This window comes from Desulfovibrio sp. SGI.102 (assembly GCF_050314315.1).
GTDB lineage: Bacteria > Desulfobacterota > Desulfovibrionia > Desulfovibrionales > Desulfovibrionaceae > Desulfovibrio.
In genome coordinates this window covers 19,722-42,654 of sequence record NZ_JBNPNC010000021.1, presented here as the reverse complement: position 1 = coordinate 42,654, position 22,933 = coordinate 19,722, and the positions used below count along the sequence as shown (strand labels likewise).

23 protein-coding genes, 3 tRNA genes and 1 pseudogene are annotated in these 22,933 nt (G+C 64.9%); 15 read left to right on the top strand and 12 right to left on the bottom strand.

Translation table 11 applies throughout. The features are described 5' to 3' along the window. Positions 1 to 86: 86 nt before the first annotated feature. The 3 genes and pseudogenes from ACQRCJ_RS06460 to ACQRCJ_RS06450 form a co-directional block, all read left to right on the top strand. Positions 87 to 254 (top strand): annotated as a pseudogene (locus ACQRCJ_RS06460) (helix-turn-helix domain-containing protein); the annotation flags it as partial. A gap of 30 nt (positions 255 to 284) precedes the next feature. Further along, positions 285 to 683: a hypothetical protein gene (locus ACQRCJ_RS06455; protein WP_427799504.1), complete on the top strand. Its 399-nt coding sequence runs from the start codon at positions 285 to 287 to the stop codon at positions 681 to 683. Between the two features lie 339 nt (positions 684 to 1,022). Further along, complete coding sequence (locus ACQRCJ_RS06450) at positions 1,023 to 1,835, top strand: MinD/ParA family protein (protein ID WP_427799503.1); 813 nt, start codon at positions 1,023 to 1,025, stop codon at positions 1,833 to 1,835. A 119-nt stretch (positions 1,836 to 1,954) separates the two neighbouring features. On the opposite strand, the gene ACQRCJ_RS06445 is transcribed toward ACQRCJ_RS06450, so the two are convergent. Beyond that, positions 1,955 to 3,067 (bottom strand): DUF362 domain-containing protein, encoded by a 1,113-nt coding sequence (locus tag ACQRCJ_RS06445; protein ID WP_427799502.1) that lies wholly within the window; start codon positions 3,065 to 3,067, stop codon positions 1,955 to 1,957. Between the two features lie 66 nt (positions 3,068 to 3,133). Continuing rightward, entirely contained in the window at positions 3,134 to 3,706 is a 573-nt protein-coding gene (locus ACQRCJ_RS06440) for a flavin reductase family protein (RefSeq protein WP_204626015.1), read from the bottom strand. Positions 3,707 to 4,509: 803 nt separating this feature from the next. Between ACQRCJ_RS06440 and ACQRCJ_RS06435 the strand changes: the two genes are divergently transcribed. Genes ACQRCJ_RS06435 through ACQRCJ_RS06420 form a run of 4 tightly spaced genes read left to right on the top strand, consistent with a single transcriptional unit; the run spans position 4,510 to position 8,331 of the window. After that, positions 4,510 to 5,226, top strand: a complete 717-nt coding sequence (locus ACQRCJ_RS06435; protein WP_427799501.1) for an AzlC family ABC transporter permease — start codon at positions 4,510 to 4,512, stop codon at positions 5,224 to 5,226. Beyond that, positions 5,223 to 5,564: an AzlD domain-containing protein gene (locus ACQRCJ_RS06430; protein ID WP_168936145.1), complete on the top strand. Its 342-nt coding sequence runs from the start codon at positions 5,223 to 5,225 to the stop codon at positions 5,562 to 5,564. Before ACQRCJ_RS06435 ends, ACQRCJ_RS06430 begins: the two co-directional genes overlap by 4 nt. After that, positions 5,564 to 6,625, top strand: a complete 1,062-nt coding sequence (locus tag ACQRCJ_RS06425; protein ID WP_427799500.1) for a DUF4911 domain-containing protein — start codon at positions 5,564 to 5,566, stop codon at positions 6,623 to 6,625. Before ACQRCJ_RS06430 ends, ACQRCJ_RS06425 begins: the two co-directional genes overlap by 1 nt. After that, a complete protein-coding gene (locus tag ACQRCJ_RS06420; protein WP_168936146.1) occupies positions 6,622 to 8,331 on the top strand; it encodes a carbon starvation CstA family protein in 1,710 nt (569 codons plus the stop codon). Before ACQRCJ_RS06425 ends, ACQRCJ_RS06420 begins: the two co-directional genes overlap by 4 nt. 248 nt (positions 8,332 to 8,579) lie before the next feature. Here ACQRCJ_RS06420 and ACQRCJ_RS06415 read toward each other — a convergent pair whose 3' ends face one another. Continuing rightward, positions 8,580 to 9,137 (bottom strand): nitroreductase family protein, encoded by a 558-nt coding sequence (locus tag ACQRCJ_RS06415; RefSeq protein WP_168936147.1) that lies wholly within the window; start codon positions 9,135 to 9,137, stop codon positions 8,580 to 8,582. A gap of 609 nt (positions 9,138 to 9,746) precedes the next feature. Between ACQRCJ_RS06415 and ACQRCJ_RS06410 the strand changes: the two genes are divergently transcribed. Next, the gene (locus ACQRCJ_RS06410; RefSeq protein WP_427799499.1) at positions 9,747 to 10,010 is read left to right on the top strand and encodes a hypothetical protein; all 264 of its coding nucleotides are present in this window, start codon (positions 9,747 to 9,749) and stop codon (positions 10,008 to 10,010) included. A gap of 155 nt (positions 10,011 to 10,165) precedes the next feature. On the opposite strand, the gene ACQRCJ_RS06405 is transcribed toward ACQRCJ_RS06410, so the two are convergent. Continuing rightward, positions 10,166 to 10,251: transfer RNA gene (locus tag ACQRCJ_RS06405), tRNA-Leu, on the bottom strand. Between the two features lie 512 nt (positions 10,252 to 10,763). Here ACQRCJ_RS06405 and ACQRCJ_RS06400 point away from each other — a divergent pair. Next, entirely contained in the window at positions 10,764 to 11,240 is a 477-nt protein-coding gene (locus ACQRCJ_RS06400; RefSeq protein ID WP_168935851.1) for a phosphatidylglycerophosphatase A family protein, read from the top strand. A 433-nt stretch (positions 11,241 to 11,673) separates the two neighbouring features. On the opposite strand, the gene infA is transcribed toward ACQRCJ_RS06400, so the two are convergent. Genes infA through moaC form a run of 3 tightly spaced genes read right to left on the bottom strand, consistent with a single transcriptional unit; the run spans position 11,674 to position 13,276 of the window. Continuing rightward, positions 11,674 to 11,892 carry a translation initiation factor IF-1 gene (gene infA / locus ACQRCJ_RS06395; protein WP_006008898.1) on the bottom strand — a complete coding sequence of 73 codons (219 nt, stop codon included), beginning with the start codon at positions 11,890 to 11,892 and terminating at the stop codon, positions 11,674 to 11,676. A gap of 59 nt (positions 11,893 to 11,951) precedes the next feature. Continuing rightward, positions 11,952 to 12,782, bottom strand: a complete 831-nt coding sequence (gene lgt / locus ACQRCJ_RS06390; RefSeq protein WP_168935852.1) for a prolipoprotein diacylglyceryl transferase — start codon at positions 12,780 to 12,782, stop codon at positions 11,952 to 11,954. A 5-nt stretch (positions 12,783 to 12,787) separates the two neighbouring features. Further along, the gene (moaC, locus tag ACQRCJ_RS06385; protein WP_168935853.1) at positions 12,788 to 13,276 is read right to left on the bottom strand and encodes a cyclic pyranopterin monophosphate synthase MoaC; all 489 of its coding nucleotides are present in this window, start codon (positions 13,274 to 13,276) and stop codon (positions 12,788 to 12,790) included. A gap of 170 nt (positions 13,277 to 13,446) precedes the next feature. On the opposite strand from moaC, the gene ACQRCJ_RS06380 reads away from it, so the two are divergent. Further along, a tRNA-Leu gene (locus ACQRCJ_RS06380) sits at positions 13,447 to 13,533 on the top strand. Between the two features lie 287 nt (positions 13,534 to 13,820). Here ACQRCJ_RS06380 and ACQRCJ_RS06375 read toward each other — a convergent pair. The 3 genes from ACQRCJ_RS06375 to cbiB are packed head-to-tail and all read right to left on the bottom strand — an operon-like array spanning position 13,821 to position 16,220. Continuing rightward, entirely contained in the window at positions 13,821 to 14,405 is a 585-nt protein-coding gene (locus ACQRCJ_RS06375) for a bifunctional adenosylcobinamide kinase/adenosylcobinamide-phosphate guanylyltransferase (RefSeq protein WP_427799498.1), read from the bottom strand. Between the two features lie 35 nt (positions 14,406 to 14,440). Further along, entirely contained in the window at positions 14,441 to 15,181 is a 741-nt protein-coding gene (gene cobS / locus ACQRCJ_RS06370; RefSeq protein ID WP_303865906.1) for an adenosylcobinamide-GDP ribazoletransferase, read from the bottom strand. A 43-nt stretch (positions 15,182 to 15,224) separates the two neighbouring features. Next, a complete protein-coding gene (gene cbiB, locus ACQRCJ_RS06365) occupies positions 15,225 to 16,220 on the bottom strand; it encodes an adenosylcobinamide-phosphate synthase CbiB (protein WP_168935856.1) in 996 nt (331 codons plus the stop codon). A gap of 615 nt (positions 16,221 to 16,835) precedes the next feature. Here cbiB and ACQRCJ_RS06360 point away from each other — a divergent pair. Beyond that, positions 16,836 to 16,922, top strand: a tRNA-Leu gene (locus tag ACQRCJ_RS06360). Between the two features lie 340 nt (positions 16,923 to 17,262). Here ACQRCJ_RS06360 and ACQRCJ_RS06355 read toward each other — a convergent pair. Together ACQRCJ_RS06355 and ACQRCJ_RS06350 are read right to left on the bottom strand one after the other, a co-directional pair. Further along, a complete protein-coding gene (locus ACQRCJ_RS06355; RefSeq protein ID WP_303956115.1) occupies positions 17,263 to 18,507 on the bottom strand; it encodes a metal-dependent hydrolase in 1,245 nt (414 codons plus the stop codon). A 9-nt stretch (positions 18,508 to 18,516) separates the two neighbouring features. Further along, entirely contained in the window at positions 18,517 to 18,840 is a 324-nt protein-coding gene (locus tag ACQRCJ_RS06350) for a chemotaxis protein (RefSeq protein ID WP_168935858.1), read from the bottom strand. A gap of 113 nt (positions 18,841 to 18,953) precedes the next feature. Here ACQRCJ_RS06350 and ACQRCJ_RS06345 point away from each other — a divergent pair, with 113 nt between their 5' ends. From ACQRCJ_RS06345 to pssA, 4 genes are all read left to right on the top strand, one after another. Beyond that, the gene (locus ACQRCJ_RS06345; RefSeq protein ID WP_168935859.1) at positions 18,954 to 19,694 is read left to right on the top strand and encodes a substrate-binding periplasmic protein; all 741 of its coding nucleotides are present in this window, start codon (positions 18,954 to 18,956) and stop codon (positions 19,692 to 19,694) included. A gap of 70 nt (positions 19,695 to 19,764) precedes the next feature. Continuing rightward, complete coding sequence (locus tag ACQRCJ_RS06340; protein WP_427799497.1) at positions 19,765 to 21,366, top strand: diguanylate cyclase; 1,602 nt, start codon at positions 19,765 to 19,767, stop codon at positions 21,364 to 21,366. A 31-nt stretch (positions 21,367 to 21,397) separates the two neighbouring features. After that, positions 21,398 to 22,039 (top strand): phosphatidylserine decarboxylase family protein, encoded by a 642-nt coding sequence (locus ACQRCJ_RS06335; RefSeq protein WP_168935861.1) that lies wholly within the window; start codon positions 21,398 to 21,400, stop codon positions 22,037 to 22,039. 18 nt (positions 22,040 to 22,057) lie between these two features. Continuing rightward, on the top strand, positions 22,058 to 22,849 hold the full coding sequence (gene pssA / locus ACQRCJ_RS06330) for a CDP-diacylglycerol--serine O-phosphatidyltransferase (RefSeq protein WP_168935862.1): 792 nt from the start codon (positions 22,058 to 22,060) through the stop codon (positions 22,847 to 22,849). The last annotated feature ends 84 nt before the right edge of the window (positions 22,850 to 22,933 follow it).

Here is a 22,933-nt window from a genome sequence, read left to right as displayed (position 1 = left end):
TAAACAAAAAAGTTTACATTTTATCTATTTTTTTGTTAATTACTGATTTATTGTCCTTTTTGGAGGTGGGTCAAGGATGAAAATATATGCAGAAACTTGGAGAACGCATTCGTCATGTACGGGGCAGAATGTCCCAGGAGGCTTTTGCCGGCCTGTTGGGCATCAGCAAGGGCGCTCTTGGCGGTTATGAACGTGGGGAAAATTGTCCCAATGCTGATGTTATCTTAACTATTTGTAATAAATGTAAAATCAATGTCTCCTGGCTGATGTCGGGAGCCGGGGCCATGCATGCCCCGGACAACATTGATGAGGATGAGCGGCCGGAAAACAGACCTGCCCCCCTGGAAGACGGAAACCAGACGGCCGGAGAATTGTCCTGCCAGATGGCGCCCGGCCAGGATTGCAAGGCAGAGAACAACGCCTTGCGGGCTCATTGCCTCTGGTTGCAGGAGCGCCTGGACCAGCTGGAAGCGGAGCGCCGGGATCTGAACAGGGAAAACAGGCTGTTATGGCAAAAAAATGCCGATCTTGGCGAACGGCTTGCCCGCCTGGAACAGTCACAGGAGATGGCCCGCGTGAACGACCGTGCATCGGGAGAAGACACGACGGCAGCCCTGACTGTTTCCCGCCACGGAGTGTGCTGCAACCGTCTGCAGGAAAGCTGCAAGACGGACAGGACCTAGGCAGGAGATCCTTCTGTCATGCGGCCGTTGCTGCAGGGATGACAGGGACGGCATCCATATCGCTTTTCTTCCGGTATCTTTTCTGTCCGTTACAGAGTCGTATGCGGGATGTCCCGGGATCCGGGGCATCCGGAGGGCGGATAAGCGTGTTCCTGGTCTGCGGCGATCCGTGACTTCCCTGATGTCCTTTGCCGGTAGTGCGGATCTTTTCCGGTACCGGGTCTGGGGGCATGCCCGCTTTCCTGCAGGCCTGCTCACGGACAGGGCCTGCCCCATGCTCTTGACGGGACAGGCAGATATCGTACTCTGTCAGGGCAAGACCTGACATCTGGAGCGCGCATGAACAGCAGTTATCCTCTGGTATTTTCCGTCACCTCGGGCAAGGGGGGCGTGGGCAAGACCAATATCTCGGTCAATCTGGCCCTGACCCTGGCGGCGCGCGGCAAGCGCGTGCTGCTTCTGGACGCGGACCTGGGGCTGGCCAATGTGGACGTGCTGCTGGGCCTGCATCCCGAAAAGAACATCTTCCACCTGTTCCATGAGGGGGCGTCCCTGCGGGACATCCTGCTGCCCACGGAATACGGCTTCTCCATCCTGCCCGCCTCGTCGGGTGTCAGCGAGATGCTGGCGCTCAATTCGGGGCAGAAGCTGGAGCTGCTGGATGCCATGGACGAGCTGGAGGACGATCTGGATTTCCTCATCGTGGACACGGGCGCGGGCATCAACGACAGCGTGCTCTATTTCAATGTGGCGGCGCAGGAACGTCTCCTCGTCCTGACCCCGGAACCCACCTCCCTGACGGACGCCTATGCCCTGATCAAGGTGCTGAAGACGCAGCACGGCGTGGACCGCTTCCAGGTCTGCGTGAACATGGCGCAGGACATGAAGAGCGCCCGCGAGATGTTCGTGCGGCTCACGGACGTCTGCGACCACTTCCTGGGCGGGGTCTCGCTGGATCTGGCCGGTGTGCTGCCCCGCGACCCCGCCGTGCACGAGGCCGTGGTGCGCCAGCAGCCCTTCTGCCGCTGCCTGCCGGAAAGCCCGGTCTGCCGGGGGCTGGAAAAGATGGCGGACACCATCCTGCGCTGGGAGCCCGCTCCCAGTGCCGACGGCAACATCAAATTCTTCTGGAAAAAACTGCTCTACCGCTGAGACGTCCCTTGCGGGGACGGACGGCGGCCGGACGGAAGGCCATAAAAAAAACGGCGTCGAAAGACGCCGTTTTTTGTCGTGCATGAACTGTCCCCGGGCTGCGGGGCAGAGGACCGTCCCTACTTCACGGTCACCAGCTCGTAATCCACGTTGCCGATGCCGATCTTCCGGGCATGCTCGATCTGGCTGCGCCAGTTGGTCTTGGGATGGATGTCGGTGAAGTGGTCGTTGTGCTCGTGGGCGCACTGGCCCAGCACGCTGGTGCTGATGGCGGGCGCGGCGTTGACCGCGTCGATACAGGCGTGGTCCAGGGCCACGGGGTCGAAGCTGGCGAACATGCCGATGTCGGGCACCACGGCGGCGTCGTTCTCGGCGTGGCAGTCGCAGTAGGGCGAGACCTGGTTGACGATGCTCACATGGAAGTGCGGGCGGTTCTGGATGACGGCCTTGGTGTATTCGGCCATGCGCTCGTTGAGGATGGTGCTCTCGGCGTCGAAGGCGTTGCTGATGGCGTCGAAGTTGCACACGCCGATGCAGCGGCCGCAGCCGGCGCACAGGTCATGGTCGATGCGGGCCTTGTGGTCCTCGCCGATGCTGATGGCCGACTGGGCGCAGTAGTGCGTACAGGTCTTGCAGCCGCGGCACTTTTCGGCGTCGATGCTGGGCTTGCCGATGCTGTGCATGGCCATCTTGCCCGCACGACTGCCGCAGCCCATGCCGATGTTCTTGATGGCGCCGCCGAAGCCGGTCAGCTCGTGGCCCTTGAAGTGGGTCAGGCTGATGAAGATGTCGGCGTCCATGATGGCGCGGCCGATGAAGGCGCTCTGGAAGTGGTCACAGCCTTCCAGGGGCACTTCCATCTCGTCGGTGCCCTTGAGGCCGTCGGCGATGATCATCTGGCAGCCGGTGCTCAGGGGCGAGAAGCCGTTTTCCTGCGCGGCGGCCAGGTGTTCCAGGGCGTGCTTGCGGCGGCCCACATACAGGGTGTTGCAGTCGGTCAGGAAAGGGCGCCCGCCCAGGGAGGTCACCTTGTCGGCCACCACCTTGGCAAAGTTGGGACGCAGGAAGGACAGGTTGCCCGGCTCACCGAAATGGATCTTGATGGCCACGAACTTGCTGTCCATGTCGATGCTGTCGATGCCGGCCTTTTCGATCAGTTTTTTCAGCTTGTCCAGCAGGCCGGTGCCCACGGGGCAGCGCATGTCGGTGAAATAGACTTTGGAAGCGCTCATTGTCGTCTGTTCTCCAGCGTAGAGGTGTTGAGCGCCGTCCCGGAGGACGGCGCGGACGTTCGGATGTTACAGGCCGTACTGGCGGCCCAGGGAAAAAGCCTTGCCCAGCGGCTCGCCCACGCGGCAGTACTGTTTCTGACCGCCGTCGTAGAGCAGGGGATCGATGCGGTACATGTCGGGCTGGCCGCTTTCGTTGAGGCAGTCGCTCTCGATGCCCACGTTGAGGATGCGGCCCACGAACTGGGTATGGCTGCCCAGTTCCAGCGTGGCCTGCAGTTCGCATTCCAGTACCAGCGGGCATTCGTCCACATAGGGGGCATCCACCACCTTGCTGCGCACGGCGGTCAGGCCGGTGGCGGAGAATTTGTCCTCCCTGGCACCGGAGACCATGCCCGCAAAGTCCACCATGGCGGCCTGGGCCGCCGAGGGCACGCAGACCGTGAACGCCTTGCGCGCCACGATGGCCTTGTGCGTCCAGCGTTCGGGCCGCACGGAGACGGCGATGCAGGGCGGGTTGGAGCAGCAGATGCCGCCCCAGGCGGCGGTCATGATATTGGCTTTGCCTTCTTCATCATAGGCGGCCACCAGAAAGGCCGGCATGGGGTAGGCCAGGGTGACGGGACCAAGAGCTTTTTTCATGGTGTGACCTCCTTGTCATGCATGATGTGTTCCGCGCAACCGCTTGTGAAGGATGGCTGTATAGCATCGCCTGCGGCCTGTAGCAACATGGGGGAGTAACATGTTTGCTGCAAAGGTGTCATTGTCTTTTCCTCTCGACATGCATCGCCGGGAGGGCCGCGGGCCTAGCTGTCCTCCAGGGGGTGCAGGATGGCATGACGGGATCCGTCCGCAAAAAGGAGAGCGGCGGTGACGGGCCGGGGGACGCGTTGCCCGGGTCTCCGGCCGGTCCGTGTGCCGGCGCACTGGCCGGGCGGGGTATTCTTTCATGCCGGGGACCCTTGCCAAAGGGGGAGGAAAAGGGATAACAAATCGCTTTTCATCAAAAATTTCTTTGTGGTTTGAGACCTTCCCCTTCAGGGAGAACAGAGCGGCTTGACAAGACGGCGAAGCCGATGGAAGCCTTTTCCGCAATTCCTTCCTTCAGGGAGGGGCGATCCGCGCGACCCCCATCCGTCGGTCGCGGAGGCGGTAGCCGTTGCCCGCACCAGCGGGCTTACGGATGCGCCAGTCGTTGGCGAACATGTGAGCCTTACGAATGGCGACAGCGTTTTCGCAGGCTGTTTTGCCGCGTAACATATTGCTGTCTTCATCCGTAGCTTCCTTCGTCGCAACGGCTGAAGCAGCGACAGTGCTTTCATGGGCTGTCTTGCCGTGTACCACATCGCTGTCTTTATCCGTAGCTTCCTGCGTCGCAACGGTTAAAGCTCAGTCGGCGGACGGGGCGACTGTGGATTGAAACATTTTCAGGAGAGGAGGTTGCTGTGGCATCTCCCTATATGGATGGCTTGCGCCGGGCCCTGCCCATCGTGCTGGGCTATGTGCCGGTGGCGTTCGCCTTTGGTGTGCTGGCCGTCAAGAGCAACATCCCGCCCGCTCTGGTGGTGGCCATGTCGGTGTTCCATTTCGCCGGTTCCGGGCAGTTCGTCTGCGCGGGGTTGTGGGGGGCCGGTGTGGGGGCCATGTCCGTCATCGTGGCGGTCTTCGTGGTCAACCTGCGCCATCTGCTCATGTCCGCCGCCATGGCCGAGCCGCTGGCGCCGCTCAAGCGCTGGCAACGCTTTCTGTTCGGCTGCGAGATGACGGACGAGACCTTCGGCGTGCATATCACGGCCTTCCAGCGCGGCTGGAAGCTGTGCACGGCCACGCTCTTCACCTGCAACCTCACGGCCCACGCCTCGTGGGTGCTGGGGACGGTCATCGGCGTGTTTTGCGGCGGCCTCGTCCATGACGTGAAGCCCCTGGGCCTGGACTATGCCCTCACGGCCATGTTCCTGGCCCTGCTGGTACCGCAGTGCGTCAGCCGCCTGCATGTGCTGGTGGCCATCGTGACGGCCATCCTTTCCCTGAGCCTGAAGCTGGCCGGCATGGGCCAGTGGAACGTGGTGGTGGCCACGGTGCTGGGCGCCACGCTGGGCGTGATCCTGTTGCACCGCAACAAGAGCGCCCTGCCGGAAAAGAAAGAGGAGGACGCGGCATGATCTGGATACAGCAGCACGCGGAACTGCTTTTTTGCCTGGTGGGTTGCATGCTGGTGACGGTCATCCCCCGTGTGGGGCCGGTCATGTATCTGCATGCCGAGAGCCTGCCCGACCTGCTGCGCCACTGGCTCTCCTTCGTGCCCGTGGCGGTCATGGCGGCCCTGCTGGGCCCGGACGTCTTCATCTATCAGGGGGAGTTCATGCCCACGCATCACAACCTCTTCCTGATGACGGGCATCCCGGCCCTGCTGGTGGCCTGGTGGAGCAAGAGCTTTTTCGGCACCATCGCCTTTTCCATGGGCTTTGTGGCCCTGATGCGCTACCTGGGGTGGTACTGATGGAACACGAGTCCCGGACGCACTGTCCCTTCCACCTGCGGGAGGTCCATCTGCCCCCGGCCCTGCGCAAACCGCGCAAGCCCGCGCCGCCCCTGCCGCCCCCGGCCCGCAGCGCCCGGCTGCTGGTGCGGCTGGCCGCGGAGGATACGGCTCTGTTCCGCTTTTTGCTGGAAGGCTATGACAACACGGCCTATTTCACCGTGCTGGAGCCGCGTACGGCCCTGCTCAAGCTGGTCTTTTCGCCCCACCGGGAAGATGCCCTGCGCCGGGCCCTGGGCGAGATGGCCGAGAGTCTGGAATTTTCAGTGGAACCCTGGCCCCTGACAGGGCCTGATACTGTTGGCGGGGAAGTGCCCGGCAGGGCGGCCATCCCCGGCGTCCCCGGTACTTTGCCTGTCCGGCACAGGGCGGTTGGCCGGGAGACGGGAGTGTTTGTCATGGAAAAGGACGATCCTTCAGGAGCGGAAGCCCGCACGGACCAGTTCTGCACCGCCGGGGAGGACAGCACCCCGGACGGGCAGCTGGATGCCCTGCTGGCGACCCTGGCCGCCGCCAGCTTCGATGTGGAGCGGCAGGAGGTGCCCGGCAGCCTGCGCGCCACCTGTGCCTTCCACCGTCGTGACGAGGCCTATGTGCTGCACCGCAAGGCTACGCTCTGGGCGGCGGAGACGCACGAATACGTGCAGGTCCACTGTCTGCCCCGGCTGGACATGGACGCCTGGGAGCGCATCCGTGACGGGGCCCTGGCCTGGGGGCAGGAGCGCATCCGGCCCCACGACGAGCACATGGCCTCGTATGTGAGCGTCATCATCCTTTGCCGGTCATGGCAACAGGATGCGGCGGCCGCTGTGGAGCGCTGCCGTGTCTGCAAGAGTTTCTGGCTGGGCCTGCGCGGCTGGATGCGTCTGCGCGCGCTGGCCCTTATCCTGCCTTCCGCGCCGTGGCGCGACACCGTCCCCCCCGATGCCGCCTGCGTCTGCAACAAGGCAGCCCGGGCCACCCTGCTGCCTCTGGCGCGCAGGGCGTTCCCGTCCCTTTTTCCTCAAGAGCGTGTATCATGAATTCCCTGTATCTGCTCCTTGGCGGCCTGGCCCTGTTGGGACTGGGCTATTTCGTTTACGGCGCCTGGCTGGAAAAGGTCTGGGGCGTCGATCCCTCCCGGCCCACACCGGCCCACCAGTTCCGCGACGGCGTGGACTACATGCCGTCCAAGGCTCCGGTGGTGCTGGGCCATCATTTTTCGTCCATCGCCGGGGCCGGGCCCATCAACGGCCCCATCCAGGCCGCCGTCTTCGGCTGGCTGCCCTGTTTCATCTGGGTGGTCGTCGGCGGCATCTTCTTCGGCGGCGTGCATGACTTCGGCTCCCTGTTCGCCTCCCTGCGCAACAAGGGCCGCTCCATCGGCGAGGTCATCGCCGGCAGCATCGGCCTGCGGGCCAAGCGCCTGTTCGTCATCTTTTCCTTCCTGACCCTGGTGCTGGTGGTGGGGGCCTTCGCCTCCATCGTGGCGGGCACCTTCAACGGCTTCATGACCGATGCCTCGGGCGCGCTGGTTCACAACCACGTCAACGGCTCCACGGCCACCATCTCCCTGCTGTTCATTGTGCTGGCCGTGATCTTCGGCCTGCTGGTCTACCGTTTCGAGATGCCCTTGCGCAGGGCCACCCTGCTGGGCGTGGCGGGCATCGTGGGCGTCATTGCCCTGGGGCTGCATTTTCCCGTCTATGTGGGCTACGACACCTGGATGTGGCTGCTGGGCCTGTACATCCTCGTGGCCTCGGTGACGCCCGTCTGGATCCTGCTCCAGCCCCGCGATTACCTCAGCTCCTTCCTGCTCTATGCCATGATGCTGGCCGCCGTGGTGGGCATCGTGGCCGCGCATCCGGTCATCGAGCTGCCCGCCTTCACCTCCTTCGAGGTCAACGGCCAGTATCTCTTCCCGGCCCTGTTCGTGACCGTGGCCTGCGGGGCCATCTCGGGCTTCCATTCGCTGGTGGCTTCGGGTACCACGTCCAAACAGTTGAGCAGCGAGCGTGACGCCCGCCTGGTGGGCTTTGGCTCCATGCTCATCGAAAGCGCGCTGGGCATCGCCTCGCTCATCGCCGTGGGCTATATCTTCACCCAGAACGGCCATGCCTTCACCAGCCAGACGCCCACCCAGGTGCTGGCCGACGGCCTGTCGCAGATGCTGGCCTGTGTGGGCCTGGGCAGCGAGAGCGCCCGCGGCGTCACTTACGGCCTCATCATCCTGGCCGTGTCCACCTTCTGCCTCACCTCGCTGGATACGGCCACCCGTCTGGGGCGCTACATGTTCCAGGAACTGTGGCTGGCCCCGGGCCAGAGCGTGAAGGACGTGCGCGGCTGGCGGGCCGTGCTGGTCAACAAATATGTGGCCACGCTGGTGACCGTGGGCCTGGGCATGAGCCTGGGCTTTGGCGGTTATGCCAAGATCTGGCCCCTGTTCGGTGCGGCCAACCAGCTGCTGGCCGCGCTGGCCCTGCTGGCCGTGGCCTGCTGGCTCCAGAACCTTGCCCGCCGCAACGGCATGTTCCTGCTGCCCATGCTCTTCATGCTGCTGGTGACGCTCTCCGCCCTGGTGCTGGGCATCGTGGCCCAGGGCCGTGCCCTGCTGGCCGGGACGGGCGGGGCCGTGGCGGCCCTGCAACTGGTCATCGCCGTGCTGCTGCTGGCGTTGTCGCTGGTGCTGGTGCACGAAGGTTGGCAGGCCCTGCGCCGCAAGGGGCGCCCTGCGGCGGAAAAGGCCTAGACCGGTCTTTCTCTCAATAGGCTGGCGGGGGCGGAGCTGCCTTTGAAGAGCTGCGCTCCTGCCCCGGTACACGATAAAAAAGGCGGATCCGTGGATCCGCCTTTTCACGTTCTGATGTCTGCCGGTCGTGCCGGGGCCGCCCGGCAGGATGGTGACTCGTGGCATGGTGATGCTTCGGCGTTGCCGCCGTCACGGCGCGGAGGCCATCCTGCAGACGGTCTGCTCCGGCGGCTGCCCGTCCCGGGGATCTAGCCGTTGAAGATGACCGGCTCCTTGCGCTGGGCTTCGGGCAGGTGCCCCTTGGCGTACCCCAGGCTCAGGGCGCTGACGAAGCGGCACTGCTCCGGCACCTTATAGCGGGCCTTGATCTCCGGACGGTCCATGAAGTCCTGGGCAAAGCCGATCCAGCAGGAGCCGATGCCCTTGGCGTGGGCGGCCAGCATGATGTTGGCCGTGCACAGGGTGCCGTCATACACGTACCAGTGTGAGGTCGTGTCCCCGTAGACGCAGATGACGTTGTTGGCGTCATAGAAGATGTTGTAATTGGGGTTGTCCAGCCATTCCCTGTACTGGGCCAGCCAGGGAAAGTCCGCAAAGTTCTCTTTGAGCCAGGCTTTGATCTCGTCGGAAAGGGCGGCGATCTTTTCCCGTCCCTCCAGGGTCACGAAACCCCAGGGCTGCATGCCGGAGCCGGTGGCGGCCTTGGTGCCGACGGTCAGCAGCTCCAGGATCTCTTTTTTGGGGATGGGCCGGTCCTCATAGGAGCGGCAGGAACGGCGGGTGAGGATGCATTGCAGGGCGTCCATGAAAGACCTCCCGGGTCGGAAAAGGAAGGGAACGTCCGCAGACTGCGCGGACACCCTGCCAGTATAGCGCGGGGGCTCGCAAAGGTCGAGCCGGAGGAGCGTCCGCAGGCGGTGTGTGGCGGTCATCCCCGGAGGCAGGCCGCTCTGGTGCGGCAGGCGCGGCGCAGGAGGATGCTCTCAGCAAAGCCGGAAGAGAAGGGCGGCAGGCTTTTGCATCTGGGGGCGGCGTCCCCGTCCCGGGATGCGAGGAGGCTGCGGCAAGAGGACGGGCTTGCGGAAAGCCGGATGGCGACGGCCGCCCTTCCTGTGACCGGCAGTGATGCGGGAGGGTACCGGGATGCCTGATTGGATATGGGGCGGGCTCTCCGGCAGGCAGTGGGCAGGGCCTGCGCCGGGCGCTGGACATTGCGCCGCGCTTCCCGTACTCAGCGCAGGAAAGGCGCTGCCTGTGGGGCGGCCCCGCCATGCTTCTGATGCATTTTTCCTTCGTGCGACGATTTCTACACCGCGTTCGACCGGGACATCCTCATCAAGACGAAGTTCTGTTCCGTCCGGGCGTTTCAGGAAAAAGCCCTGCTGCGCTCGGACCTCTTTGGCGAACTGGTGTTCATGGACGGCACGCGTTGCAGCGTGGACACGGTCTATGTCCGCAAGCGTCTGCGGTGGGGGACCCATAAGGTCACCGTCACCCGTGAAGGGGAGGGCATCTACAGCCTGGCGGGCTCCGAGACGCTGCTCTTCGCGTCACGTTGCTCCACGCTGGCCCTGCGGGACGAGGCCGTACTGGAGATGCAGGACAGCCTTTCCGGCATCTTGCATCTGCATGGCGGCACCTGCCGGGTGGAGGGCGTTTTCGAGGCCATCTCGTATTGATGCCGGGCCCCGCTCCGGCCTGGACGATCTCCCGGAAGAGACGACCGGGCCTGCCCGGCTTCCCCTCCCGGCTGCGGGCTTGTCCCGCCGGTGGATGGGGGCTTGAGAAAAAGGAAAAGCCGCCGCAGACAGGTCTGCGACGGCTTTTTTTGTTCTGGTACCCGGAGCCGGGCTTGAACCGGCACAGCCGGTGGCCGAGGGATTTTAAGTCCCTTGTGTCTACCAATTCCACCATCCGGGCGTGGGCTCCTTTTTAGCTGGCAGCTCCTGCGGCGTCAAGGGGCGGGCGTTGCCAGACGGGGGCCGAGCCGCTACACTGCCCGAGGCTCCGCCGTCACAGGTGAGGCCCGGCAGGGGGGCACGTTTTCGTACGACAGTGCTTTGTCCGGGTCGTGCCGCACGCCCGCTCCTGTCGGGGCGGAAGGCAGGGAAAGCTCATCGGGACACGTGCCGAGGCCGTCACGGACTGTCAGGCAGCTGTGAAGGAACAGCCGCGCAAGGATGCTTTGGGGCGCGTCGCCCGCGCGGTATCCCGTTCGCGACAGACCGCCGTGCCGGTGCCGAGGCAAGGCATCCGCTCGGGAGTTCGTTTGGGCTCAGTCCGCTATCGTCCATGGCCGTGGCCGCCCGTGTTCGGGGGCGTGGCCGTGGACGTCGGCATCTGTGAGGCATTCGCCGTGCCGTGGACGGCTTTGAGGATGGATGCCTTTGTGCCCCTGTGTCCCCTGTATCGCGGAGCCGTGGAGGAACGATATGTCATTCTGGAATACCTGCATCCTGGCCTATTGCCGTCTGGGCATCGCCGGGCTTTCGCCCAAGGCTCCGGGCACGGCCGGTTCGGCTCTGGCCGCCCTGCTGGCGCCGTTGCTTTTTCTGCCCCTGCCGCTCTGGGGCCGTCTGCTTTTTCTGGCCGTGATCGTCGTGACCGGCGGTCTGGCCGCCACCCGTGCCGAGATCCTGCTGGGGCGCACCGACCCCGGAGAAGTGGTCATCGACGAGCTCGTGGGCGTCTGGATCGCCCTGCTGCCCCTGGGCGCGGGCCAGTGGTCGTGGCCCGGTCTGGTCTGGGCCTTTGCCCTGTTCCGCCTGTTCGACATCTGGAAGCCCTGGCCCGTGCACGCCTCGGAAAACTGGCTGCCCGCAGGCTGGGGCATCATGCTGGACGATATCCTGGCCGGTCTTATGGCCATGTGCTGCATGCTGGTGCTGCGGGCCCTGGGCTGGGTCTAGCAAGAGGGGAGAGAACATCCTCGCACGCTGCCGCCGATGCCCGCGGCTGTCTTCGGCGCGACGGGTATCGGTCCGGAGAAACTGCTTTCAGCGGCCGGGCAGCGCGAAAAAAAGCCCCTTCCCTTTGTGCCCTCCTGTCACTCCGCGCGGTTGATGCGGGAGGGTGAGAGGAAAAAGGCAGGCCCGTCTCAGGCCGGATAGGGGGAGGCTGTACTCTTGGAGGAAACAAAAAAAGGACGCTGCGGCGTCCTTTTTTCGTATCTGTTGCAGGGAAAGGAGAAGAAGATTTCTTCTGAGTTCCCATGTCCGCCTGGGCGGAGCTGTGCGGCTGCGGGAGGGACGGTGATACTTCTCCGCCATCCACAGGACGCAACAAAAGCGCACCTCTGTCAGTACAGTCAGGGGTGCGCTGAAAAGGCGGGGCGGGTGCGGGCTACTTCATGCGGTAGGTGATGCGGCCGCGGGTCAGGTCGTAGGGAGAGAGCTCCACCTTCACGCGGTCGCCGGGCAGGATGCGGATGTAGAACTTGCGCATCTTGCCGGAAATGTGCGCCAGCACTTCGTGGCCGTTTTCCAGCTCCACACGGAACATGGCATTGGGCAGGGCTTCCTGCACCACGCCGTCAACTTCAATGGAACCTTCTTTAGCCATATTTCCTCCAAAAAAATTCAGATAAGCGGCGAATATCTACACAGAAGAGACAAGATCTGTCAACGCTTTCGTGCGCTCTTGCCCTTGCGGGGAGCCGTCGCGGGCTCCACGGCGGCCCGTTCCCGCGGCGTGCGGCACAGCAGCCACAGGCCCGCGGCCATGAGCGGCAGGCAGAGCAGCTGGCCCATGGTCAGCCAGCCGAAAGCCAGGTAGCCCAGCTGGGCATCGGGCACGCGCACGAATTCCACGCCGAAGCGGAACACGGCGTAGAGCAGGGCGAAAAGACCGGAGACGGCGCCCGCCTTGCGCGGCCGGGCGGAGAAGATCCAGAGCACCACGAACAGCACCAGCCCTTCCAGCAGGCCTTCATAGAGCTGCGAGGGGTGGCGCGGCCAGGGCCCGCCGGTGGGGAAGACCATGGCCCAGGGCACGTCGCTGACCTTGCCCCAGAGCTCGCCGTTGATGAAGTTGCCCATGCGGCCCCAGAACAGGCCCTGCGGCACCAGCGGCGCGATGAAGTCCGAGACCTCGAGGAAGGACTTCTTGCGGGTGCGCGCGAAATACCAGAAGGCGCAGAGCACGCCCAGCAGGCCGCCGTGGAAGGACATGCCGCCGTTCCAGATGCGCAGGATCTCGCCGGGGTCGTCGATGTAGGCGGGCAGATCGTAGAAGAGCACATAGCCCAGGCGCGCGCCCAGGATGACGCCCAGCATGACGAAGGTCAGCAGGTCGTCCACATCCACGGTCTTCCAGCCGGAACCGGGACGGGAGGCCCGCCAGCGGGCCAGGCCCCAGCCCACGAAAAAGGCCAGCAAATACATGAGGCCGTACCAGCGCAGCTGCAGGGAGCCGATGCTGAAGGCCACGGGATCGATGGCAGGGAACTGCATCCGTCTTAGTCCAGGGGCTTGGCGTGGAAGGCGCCGCTGCGGCCGCCGTCCTTGAACAGCAGACGGACGCGGCTGATGACGATATCGCGCTGCACGGCCTTGCACATGTCATAGATGACGGCAGCGGCGGTCTGGGCGGCGATGATGGCTTCCATCTCCACGCCCGTGGGGCCGGTGGTGCGGGTCTCGGCCTCGATGCGCACGCTGGGCGGGGTGTCGCGCACCTCAAAGCGCACGTCCACGAGGTTCAGGTTCAGGGGATGGCAGAGCGGGATCAGTTCCGAGGTGCGCTTGGCGGCCATGATGCCGCCCACCTTGGCGCAGGTCAGCACGTCGCCCTTGGGCAGGGCGCATTCCTTGAGCAGTTTCAGGGTATTGGGCGAAAGCTCCACGATGGCTTCGGCAATGGCCACACGCTGGGTGTCGGGCTTGGCGCCCACGTCCACCATGGTGATGTTGCCGTCCTTGTCCAGATGGGAAAAATTGTCCTGCATGAGGCGTATCCTTGCATTAAGAGTGTGCCTTGCTGTGTAGCGCATGGACAGGCGCAAGGCAAGGCGGCCGGGGCCTGCCGGGCAGGCCGGGAGCGGAAAATGGCGGGCCGGAAATTTTTTTGCAAAAAATACTTGCCAGGCAGGGGTAAATCCGCTACATACATTTCCGCGCCGAAGTGGTGGAATTGGTAGACACGCTAGGTTCAGGGTCTAGTTCTGGCAACGGAGTGGGAGTTCGACTCTCCCCTTCGGCACCAATGGAAAGTAAGGCTGGTAGAAATACCAGCCTTTTCCTGTTTCTGGGGCCGGGCAGTTTTTTGCCGGTCAGGGATGACAGCCGGTGGCAGGCAGCAGCCTTGCCCCGGCTTTTTTTATGCCCCCTGTGTTCCTTGGAAACAGAAGACGGCGTGCTTGCCTGTTGCCGGCAGCATGGAAACAAAAAGACGCGCCCTTCCCGTGGAGGGAAGGGCGCGTCTTCTGTTTTGGCGTACGGAGCGGGAGCGGCACTGTGCACGACGGCTGCAGGCTCCCGGAAGGGCGGGGCTCAAAATTCCAGCTTTTCCAGCCGCAGGCAGCGTCCGGCCACCACAAGGAAAGCCTCCCGTGCCTGTGCGGCAAGCATCTGGTTGGCCAGACCCAGGCCATCATCGAAAACACGGGCCAGACGTTCCGCCCGTATGCCGCCGAGGCCGGTCTCGCCGGAGACCAGCACCCAGCGGCAGGGGAAGGCCCGCATGGTGTGCAGCAATTCGTCCACTTCTACCGTGAGGCTGGTCTCGAAGGCCGCCGCATCCTGCGGATCGTCCAGCGCGAACAGGATGTTGCTCATCCAGAGGGTCACGCAGTCCAGCAAGATGGTGGGCACGGGGGCATCCGCGGCCTGTGCGGCCAGCAGGGGCGCCAGCTCCCGGCCCGGATGCCGGGGGCATTCCAGCGTGTGCCAGTGGGCGGGGCGGCGGCTGCGGTGGCGCCGGATGCGTTCGGCCATGGCAGGATCGTCTCCCAGGGGCCGGGCCGTGGCCAGATACCAGACAGGCCCCCGGGCCTTTGCCGAGACCAGGGCCTCGGCCAGCGCGCTCTTGCCGCTGCGGGTCCCGCCCAGGAACAGGGTCAGGTCAATATCTTCCATAGGGCTTCCTCCTTCAGGGGGTGGTCGTCATATCCTTACGGCAGGCAGCAGACCGCCAGCACGGCGCACTCCGTGGTCTCGATGAGGGCCCCGAAGACGTCGCCCGTGACGCCGCCGATGCGCTTGCGGGCCGCGGACAACAGCCAGAAGGCCACCAGTCCGGCCGCCAGCAGGCCGTAGAGGCCATGCCGTCCCATCACGAGACAGGCCGCAAGGCAGAGCCCGAGGGCCGTATAGGCGTAGCGGGGCTTCATGCCGTCGTGCATCATGGAGCCCAGACCGCCGGGCCGGGCCGAGGGCAGACGCATGCCCACGAAGACCTGGCAGCGGCCCAGCAGACCGGCCAGGCAGCAGGCCCCCAGCGCATGCAGGGGCGCCGTCCCGGCCAGTGCCGCCAGCGCCGCGACCTTGGTGGAAAGGACGAAGAACAGGGCCAGGGCGCCGAAGCTGCCCAGGCGGGAATCCTTCATGATGGTCAGACGGCGTTCGGGCGAGGTCTCCACCAGCAGGCCGTCGCCGCAGTCGGCGACCCCGTCCAGATGCAGCCCGCCGGTGATGACGGTCCAGACAAGGGCGGCCCCGATGCCGCAGAGCGCGGCGGGCAGGCCCAGCCGGGCAGCCAGCAGCAGGGCCAGAGCGCCCAGAGCGCCCACCAGCAGGCCCACGGCGGGCAGCCAGGCCACCACACCGGAGAGCGTGGGGGGCAAAGGGGCGGAGCCTACGGGGATACGGGTGAAGAAGGCCAGACCGGCACGGAATGAAGTGATGATGGACATGCGGTATTGTCTTGCTGGAGGTTGGAGGAAAAAGTCGTCGTCCTCAGATGCAGGCCACTGCCGCCGGCAGCAGGGAAGCCAGCGTTGCGAAGACCAGCAGGGAGCCCCACATAAGGCGCACGGCCTGCCGGATATGCCGGGCCGTGGCCAGCGGGGTGCCGTCGCCCAGCCAGGGATGATCGCGGTACAGGGGGCCGTACCAGGCCGGGCCGCCAAGCCGCAGGCCCAGGGCCCCGGCAAAGGCGGCTTCGCTCCAGGCGGAATTGGGACTCTCGTGGGCATGGCGGTCGCGCCAGCCCACCCGGCGGCAGGCACGGGCATCGAGTCCGGGCAGCAGGGCCGCGGCCAGCACGATGCAGGGCAGGGCCAGCCGCGCCGGGCACCAGTTGAGCACGTCGTCCAGGCGGGCGGAGGCTGTGCCGAAACAGCGATAGGTCTCGTTGAGCTTGCCCCACATGGCATCCAGCACGTTGGCGGCACGGTGGCAGGCGGCCAGGGCAGCGGCCCCGGGCAGTCCGGCCAGCAGCAGGCCCGCCGCCGCCCAGAACAGAGTGGAAAGGATGCCGTCGGTCAGGTTCTCGCCCACGCTCTCCACACAGGCCCGGGCCACGCCGTGGGCATCCAGCTGTTGCGGGTCGCGTCCCACCAGCATGGACACGGCCCGGCGGGCCGCCTCCAGATCGCCCTGTTCCAGCGGCAGGGCCACACGGCGGGCGTGTTCGTCCAGGCAGCGGGGCGCCAGACAGAGGGAGACCACGACCACACAGACGATCCAGGCGGTCGCGCCGCCGAGCATCTCTCCGGCAAGCCGGACAGGCAGTGCCGCCAGCAGGCCCACCGGCAGGACCACGGCCAGACAGGCCGCCAGACCGGCCAGTGTCATGCGTGGCCCGTTGGGACCGCGGCGGAAGACTCGTTCCATGATGGCGGCCAGGGCCCCCATGCCGCAGACGGGATGGACACGGGCCGGGGGTTCCCCCAGCAGTCGGTCCAGCAGCAGGGCGGCGGGCAGGAGAAGGAAGGCGGCCAGTGCGCTCATCGCCATGCTCCTGATGTCCCCGTGGCCGCTGCCGGCGAGATAAGGGAGAGCGTCGCCAGCGCAGCAGCGGCGCGGGAAGGGCTACAGCCGGACAGCGGCTGCTTCCGGGGCTGGGGGCGGAAAGAGATGCCGTTTTCCCCGTGCCGGAGGGCAGGGACAGGATAAAACGTGGGCCGGGAAGGCTGGGGGGCAGTGCTGCGCATGTGGGTTCCTTGCGTTTTTCCGGCCTTGGCCGGGCCGCCAGTCTGCGAAAAATCGGCTGCCTGCGCAAGGGGAGGGCAGGTGCCATCCGTTCTTGTCCGCCTTCATCCCGCGCTTCCAGCGTATCTCCCGAAAAGGCGGCACCAGCCGGATGGCGCAGATCCCGTCATGGTACATGGCCGGACGCCCCCTGTGCCTGCTTGCGGGGCTGTTCTGCGGACGGCAGCCATCTCGTCCGCTGTCCGCAGGGCGGCGAGTTTTGCGTTTCCTCTGCCTGCAGGAGGGGTAACAGTTCTTGAAAACCTGTGAGTGCTGCAGTTTATCATCCTGATTTTGTTTGTTAAAATAAAAAAATGGGAAAAATCGAAAAAAAAGCTTGCCAGCGGGGGGCGAATCCTGTAGACAGATTTTCGCGCCGAAGTGGTGGAATTGGTAGACACGCTAGGTTCAGGGTCTAGTTCTGGCAACGGAGTGGGAGTTCGACTCTCCCCTTCGGCACCAATGGAAAGCACGGCTGGTAGAAATACCAGCCTTTTCCTGTTTCTGGGGCCGGGCAGTTTTTGTGCCGGTCAGGGATGACGGCCGGTGGCAGGCAGCAGCCTTGCCTCGGCTTTTTTCGTATGCCGGGCCGTCCGATGGCGCTGGTATCCCGTATCCGAATCGTTGCAGGACAAAAAAGGAACGCGCCTCATTCCAAAAGGAAGAGGCGCGTTTTTGTTCACTGTGCAAAGCCAGGACGGGGCTGCCGGGTGTATCTCAGGGCCGTGTCCGTTCGTCGCAGCGCGATGGGAACAGGCCCCGGGGCCGCAGGCTCCTTTGTCATCAGGGCGTATCCGCCCTCCTAACGCAATCCGGCCAGCCAGGGCAGGAAGGCGGGCTGGGACGGACGGCGGGGGGCCTGCCAGCCGGAATCGCGGCGGCTGTCGGAGAAATAGAGGCGTTCCTGCAACAGGCGCGGGCCCATGTTGCCGGGCTCCATCTGCACCATGAGCTGGAAGGGGATGCCGGCATTGGGGCGCATGGCCATGATCTTCTGCACCAGTTCCAGCTGCGAGCCGAAACGCTCGTCATGCAGCAGCCACTGGCTGGCGCCGGGCATGTCCGTGGTGCGCTGGTCTTCGGGCAGCGGCGTGATGACGGGCAGCAGCAGGAACTGGTCGAAAGTCCGGCAGGCCACGGACTGACGGGCCAGGGCGGTCATCAGGCCGGAGGGCGCGGCCACGCGGGTCTCTTCCTGACCATGGGGACGGCCCAGGGCATCCAGCCCCCGGATGCGGACCACCAGCTCTTCCTGCCTGTCCGCCGGGGGCAGCAGGGGATCGAGCTGCGTCTGCCAGGCCGGGGCGTCAGCGGGGCGGGCGGGCAGCTTTTCCAGATAGAGCGCCCGCCAGAACAGGGGGGCGAAGGCATCGGGCAGCACTACCATCTGGCGGATGTCACGTCCCTGGGCGGCCAGGGAGGCCTGCATCTGCTGCGTGTGCCAGATCTGGCACCCCAGGGCCAGGGCCGGGTAGAGGAGGATGCTCCAGAACAGGGCCAGCCGGACGCCGGGCTTGCCGTCCGAGACGGTGAGCGAGGCCGTATCCTGGAAGGGGAAGGGGATGGCCCCCTGGGCCTGGGCACGCTTCTTCTCCTGCCGCAGGCCGTGCCAGATGCCCCAGAGCAGGGGCAGGGTCATGAGTAGGTCGATGATATAGACGGCATTGAGGCGCAGGCGCTCCCCGGAGAAGGGCAGCCAGACCAGCGTGCCGTAGGTGGTCAGGGCATCGAGCCAGATATGCAGCAGGACCATGAGCATCATGAAGGCCCAGACCCCGCCGAACGACCAGGCGTTGCGGGTATCGTAGCGCCAGAGGGGCCGGGCCAGGATGGCCAGCAGCAGGCCCATGAGCGGTGCCGCTGCCAGGGCGTGGGTGATGCCGCGGTGCAGCAGCAGGGTCTGCAGGGGGCCGCTGGCGGCCAGGATGTCCAGATCGGGCGAGGCAGCCGCGAAGGCTGCCAGGGGCAGGGCCCAGCGGGTGGCGGGGCGCTGCGGCATGGCCAGCATGGCAAGGGCGCCGCTGGCGGCATGGGTGACAGGATCCATGATGTTCCTCTACTGACGGAAGGGGCTGCGCTGCCGGGGGACGGCCCGGTAGGCGGGATCTTCGGGCGAGATGTCCCGGCCCATGTGGCGCATGTACATGTTGAACTGGCTGCGCTGCATGGACTGCATGACGTCCGGCCGGTTGAAATAATACAGCATGGTCTGGGTGCTGTTGTTGCCGGTCATGGGCTGGCGCATGCTGTCCGCACCGCTGACGCCGGCCGGCACGGTGTCGGGCTCCGAGGTCCCGGTGCCGATATCCTTGGGGCCGCAGGCGGCCAGCAGGACCGCCAGGACGCAGATGACCAACAGGAAAAGGGGCGAATGTCTCATATTCCACCTCGGCCCGACTATACGGACTGGCGGCGTGGCTGGCAACCGCACAGGGGGCTGGCTTTTACCGTAAAATAGTGTAAAGTGCAAAAAATTATTATTGGTAATTGCGTATGCAACAATTTCTTATCTCTGCCCTGTGTTTATGCCTGTGCCTTGCCGCCACGTCTGCCGCTGCGTCAGGCAGTGCCCTGCGCGTCGGTCTCAGCGATGAGTATCCGCCGCTGTCGTATACCGACGAGGACGGGCAGCGGCGGGGATTCGAATACGAGCTGGCGGATTCCCTGTGCCGACGTCTGGGGCGCACCTGCGTCTGGACGTTCACCACGCAGGCGGACCTGGTGCAGGGCCTCAGGAACGGCAGTTTTGACCTGATCTTCGCCCAGCGCCTGGAGCCGAAGCAGGAAGGGCTGCTCTACAGTACCCCGTACTACCACTCCCGGGCCATGTGCATCGGGCGTCCCGGCGGGCGCGGGCCGGAAGAGGCGGGGGCCCGCATCGGTGTCTATCAGGGCTCCGTGCTGGTGCAGCGGGCCCGGGGCTTCTGGCCGGAGGCCGACATCGTCACCGGCAGTGTGCAGGAGCTCATCAGGCGCCTGCGGCAGGGCAGCATCGATGTGCTGTTCATCAATGATCTGGCCGGTTATGCCTTTTTGCTGACGGACGAAGGGCTGGAATTCGACCGCCTGGATGTCCCTTTCGATGCCGAAACCAGAGCCACGGGGAGCTGCGTGGCGGTCAGGGCCGGGCGCCCCGAACTGCTGGATGCCGTGAACAGGGCGCTGAAGGCCCTGCTTTACAGCGGGGAGTTCCACAACCGCAGCCGCAGTTATTTCCAGTATATCATCTACTGACACCGGGCGGCGGTACGCTGCCGGATCTCCATGATATCTTTCCCGGAGGGGAATTTTCCAAAGTTTTGCCATGATCGGCTTTATCCGCAACAAACCTTTGCCGGCCCACCGCTACCTGATTCTGCTGGTGCTGCCCTGGTGCCTGATGCTCCTGCTGACGGTGGCTGTGCTCTGGCCCTATCTTGCCGGCTTCCGCACCACTGTGAAGACCTTGCAGGACGTCCATCTGCCCGGGATCCTGGAAGCCCAGCGCACCCGGCCCAACCTGAACATGCTGCTCAAGCAGCTGGTCATCATCTATCTGGCCGAGGCCCCTCTGGAACGGCGGCGGGCCCGTCTGCATGCCCAGGCCCTGCTGGCCGGCATGGCCCATGATCCCTCGCCCGTGGCTACTGAAGTCCTGGCGCTGGGGCCGCGCATCCGGCAGCTCTATATGATCTGCATGGAGGCGGACAAGGGCCTTTCCCGGCTCCATCGCCACGAGATGGAGATGATGCTCGCCCTCAACAGTCTGGAACAGGCCACGGGGCGCAAGATGGCCGGGGAGGTGATCTTTTCCCATACCGGCCGGGACGGCGTGCGTCATGGCCGGATGGCTTTTGAAAAGATGCAGCGCCTGCTGGCTCCGGTAGAGCAGATGTGCGCAGGATCGGAAGAGTTCCGGGACATCTGCGACCAGTTCGGGAAGCACAAGCGCGCTCTGGGCGAGACCTGGCGGGAAAAACTCGCTATCGACGCCCAGGCCCGCGCCCTCTGGCAGTCTTTGGAAGACGAGCTGCTGCGTCTAGTCAATGAGGTCTCCTCGCGCGAATTGCAGCGATCCCTGGAAGAGGCGGAGTCCCTTTCCGAAGCCACGGACTACATCGTCTGGAGCATCTTCCTCTTCACGCTGGGGCTGCTGGCCTTTTTGCTTGTCCTGCTCCTGCTGCTGCGGCGCGACCTGCTGCGGCCGCTGGTGCGCATCGCCGGGAACCTCTCCCGCCTGCGTGACGGCATGCAGCCGGAGCCCATCCCCGCTGTCCGCATCACCGAATTGCAGGAGGTCGTGGACATCGTGCCCGACATCAGCGGCTACCTGGGCTCCCTCAGGGAACGCAGCTGCCGTCTGGAAGAGGAGAAGGACGCCTACTCCCGCATGAGCCTCATGGACAGCCTGACGGGCATCCCCAACCGGCGCGCCCTGGACATGCGGCTGGCGGATCTGGCGGAGCTGCGGCAGGCGGCCAGCCTCATCATGCTGGATGTGGACCTGTTCAAGATCTACAACGATACGCTGGGACATCAGGAAGGAGACGCCTGCCTGCACCGGGTGGCCCAGGCCATGCGCGACGGCCTGCGCGGCGGCGACCGCGAGATCTTCCGCTACGGCGGGGAGGAGTTCGCCGTGGTCCTGGACGAGGTGTCGCCGGAGCATGCCCTGCATGTGGCCGAGCGCCTGCGCCAGACCGTGGAGCAGCTGGGCATCCCCCATCCCGGCAGTCCCGCCGGGCATGTGACCATCAGTCTGGGCGTGGCCGCCGTCGAGGTGCTGACGCCCGAGACCCTGCCCCGGCTCCTGGAGACCGCCGACAGCGCCCTGTACAGCGCCAAGGAACAGGGCCGCAACAGGGTCCACCTTGCCGGAGAGCTCGTGAAAAAGTCCGCTTGCCTTGCGGCGGGCGACAGGCTATAGCTCAGTTTTCCATCCCATCAGGAGATAATGCATGCGCCCTGCTTCTTGCGGCATCACCCCCGAAGGCTGGCCCACCATCGGCATCACGGCCCTGACGGCCCTTGTTTTTGCCTGCCTCGGCTGGCCGGTCCCCGCTGTCCTGGCTCTGGCCCTGTGCTGGTTCGCCTTCCACTTTTTCCGTGACCCCGAACGTGTGGTGCCCACCGCGCCCGGCCTGGCCGTCAGCCCTGCCGATGGCCGCGTCATCCGCATCGAGCGCAAGCCCGATCCCCTGACCGGTGACGAACGCACCTGCATCAGCATCTTCATGAACGTGTTCAGCGTGCATGTGAACCGCTCGCCCGTGACCGGCGTGGTGGAGCAGATCCGCTACTGGCCGGGCAAGTTCGTCAACGCCGCCTACGACAAGGCCGCCACCGACAACGAACGCTGCGGCTACCTGCTGCGCGGCGAAGACGGCGCCGCCTGGACCATGGTGCAGATCGCCGGGCTCATCGCCCGCCGCATCGTCTGCCGCGTGTCCGAAGGCGATGCCCTGGAGCGCGGCCAGCGCTACGGCATGATCCGCTTCGGTTCGCGTGTTGACCTTTACCTGCCCGAAGGCTATGTTCCCTCTGTGAACATCGGCGAGCAGGTCTTTGCAGGCCAGAGCACGCTTGCCACCAGAAACTGATTTCGAGTCAAGTGGAGCATGGTTGTGGACACTCAGCCGCAAGAAAAAAAACTGCCCGTACACAAGAGCATCTACCTCCTGCCCAACCTCATCACGTCGTTGAGCATGTTCATGGGCTTTTTGTCCATGGTCTGGGCTGTGCAGTCCCGTTTTGAAGAAGCGGGTCTGGCCATCGTGCTGTCCGCTCTGCTGGACGGCATGGACGGCAAGGTGGCTCGCCTGACCCATACGGCCAGCGAATTCGGTGTCCAGTATGACTCCCTGGCCGACCTCATCGCCTTCGGTCTTGCTCCGGCCTTCCTGCTCTGGCAGTGGCAGTTGGAGAGCCTGGGCCGCTTCGGCGTGGTGGTGGCCTTCCTCTTTGCCGCCTGCGGTGCCCTGCGTCTGGCCCGCTTCAACATCAGCACGGCCGTGACCGGCAAGCGCTTCTTCATCGGCCTGCCCATCCCCGCCGCGGGCTGTACGGTGGTGGCGTTCCTGTATTTCGCCGGTATCCTGCCGGAGTTCTTCCTGCCCGCCCTGCCCTATGTCAGCATCGTCATCGCGCTGGGCCTGGGCGTGCTCATGGTGAGCCGCGTGCGCTACTTCTCCTTCAAGGAGTATGATTTCCTGCGTGCCCATCCGGTGCGCTATCTGCTGGCCGTCATGGTCATCTTTGGCCTGGTCTACGCCCAGCCGCGCCTGTTCGGCTTCCTGCTCTGCGCCGTCTACATCTGTGGCGGCCTCTACTACTCTTTTGTCATTCTGCCCCGTCGTAACCGTCAGCTACTACGCGCCCTGAATCTGCAGGACGAGGAGAAAGCTGCGTAACGGTTTGTCGCCCCGCGGGGGCGGATCGAGAACCTTCTGATCGCCGCCGGCAGGGCGGCCGTTATGCAGTAGCATAACAAACAA

What these genes read in the sequence shown, in the direction of transcription:
- ACQRCJ_RS06455 (WP_427799504.1), top strand. Translation starts at nt 285, where the DNA reads ATGCATGCCCCGGACAACATTGATGAGGATGAGCGGCCGGAAAACAGA.
- ACQRCJ_RS06450 (WP_427799503.1), top strand. Translation starts at nt 1,023, where the DNA reads ATGAACAGCAGTTATCCTCTGGTATTTTCCGTCACCTCGGGCAAGGGG.
- ACQRCJ_RS06445 (WP_427799502.1), bottom strand. Translation starts at nt 3,067, where the DNA reads ATGAGCGCTTCCAAAGTCTATTTCACCGACATGCGCTGCCCCGTGGGC.
- ACQRCJ_RS06440 (WP_204626015.1), bottom strand. Translation starts at nt 3,706, where the DNA reads ATGAAAAAAGCTCTTGGTCCCGTCACCCTGGCCTACCCCATGCCGGCC.
- ACQRCJ_RS06430 (WP_168936145.1), top strand. Translation starts at nt 5,223, where the DNA reads ATGATCTGGATACAGCAGCACGCGGAACTGCTTTTTTGCCTGGTGGGT.
- ACQRCJ_RS06425 (WP_427799500.1), top strand. Translation starts at nt 5,564, where the DNA reads ATGGAACACGAGTCCCGGACGCACTGTCCCTTCCACCTGCGGGAGGTC.
- ACQRCJ_RS06420 (WP_168936146.1), top strand. Translation starts at nt 6,622, where the DNA reads ATGAATTCCCTGTATCTGCTCCTTGGCGGCCTGGCCCTGTTGGGACTG.
- ACQRCJ_RS06415 (WP_168936147.1), bottom strand. Translation starts at nt 9,137, where the DNA reads ATGGACGCCCTGCAATGCATCCTCACCCGCCGTTCCTGCCGCTCCTAT.
- ACQRCJ_RS06410 (WP_427799499.1), top strand. Translation starts at nt 9,747, where the DNA reads ATGGACGGCACGCGTTGCAGCGTGGACACGGTCTATGTCCGCAAGCGT.
- ACQRCJ_RS06400 (WP_168935851.1), top strand. Translation starts at nt 10,764, where the DNA reads ATGTCATTCTGGAATACCTGCATCCTGGCCTATTGCCGTCTGGGCATC.
- infA (WP_006008898.1), bottom strand. Translation starts at nt 11,892, where the DNA reads ATGGCTAAAGAAGGTTCCATTGAAGTTGACGGCGTGGTGCAGGAAGCC.
- lgt (WP_168935852.1), bottom strand. Translation starts at nt 12,782, where the DNA reads ATGCAGTTCCCTGCCATCGATCCCGTGGCCTTCAGCATCGGCTCCCTG.
- moaC (WP_168935853.1), bottom strand. Translation starts at nt 13,276, where the DNA reads ATGCAGGACAATTTTTCCCATCTGGACAAGGACGGCAACATCACCATG.
- ACQRCJ_RS06375 (WP_427799498.1), bottom strand. Translation starts at nt 14,405, where the DNA reads ATGGAAGATATTGACCTGACCCTGTTCCTGGGCGGGACCCGCAGCGGC.
- cobS (WP_303865906.1), bottom strand. Translation starts at nt 15,181, where the DNA reads ATGTCCATCATCACTTCATTCCGTGCCGGTCTGGCCTTCTTCACCCGT.
- cbiB (WP_168935856.1), bottom strand. Translation starts at nt 16,220, where the DNA reads ATGAGCGCACTGGCCGCCTTCCTTCTCCTGCCCGCCGCCCTGCTGCTG.
- ACQRCJ_RS06355 (WP_303956115.1), bottom strand. Translation starts at nt 18,507, where the DNA reads ATGGATCCTGTCACCCATGCCGCCAGCGGCGCCCTTGCCATGCTGGCC.
- ACQRCJ_RS06350 (WP_168935858.1), bottom strand. Translation starts at nt 18,840, where the DNA reads ATGAGACATTCGCCCCTTTTCCTGTTGGTCATCTGCGTCCTGGCGGTC.
- ACQRCJ_RS06345 (WP_168935859.1), top strand. Translation starts at nt 18,954, where the DNA reads ATGCAACAATTTCTTATCTCTGCCCTGTGTTTATGCCTGTGCCTTGCC.
- ACQRCJ_RS06340 (WP_427799497.1), top strand. Translation starts at nt 19,765, where the DNA reads ATGATCGGCTTTATCCGCAACAAACCTTTGCCGGCCCACCGCTACCTG.
- ACQRCJ_RS06335 (WP_168935861.1), top strand. Translation starts at nt 21,398, where the DNA reads ATGCGCCCTGCTTCTTGCGGCATCACCCCCGAAGGCTGGCCCACCATC.
- pssA (WP_168935862.1), top strand. Translation starts at nt 22,058, where the DNA reads ATGGTTGTGGACACTCAGCCGCAAGAAAAAAAACTGCCCGTACACAAG.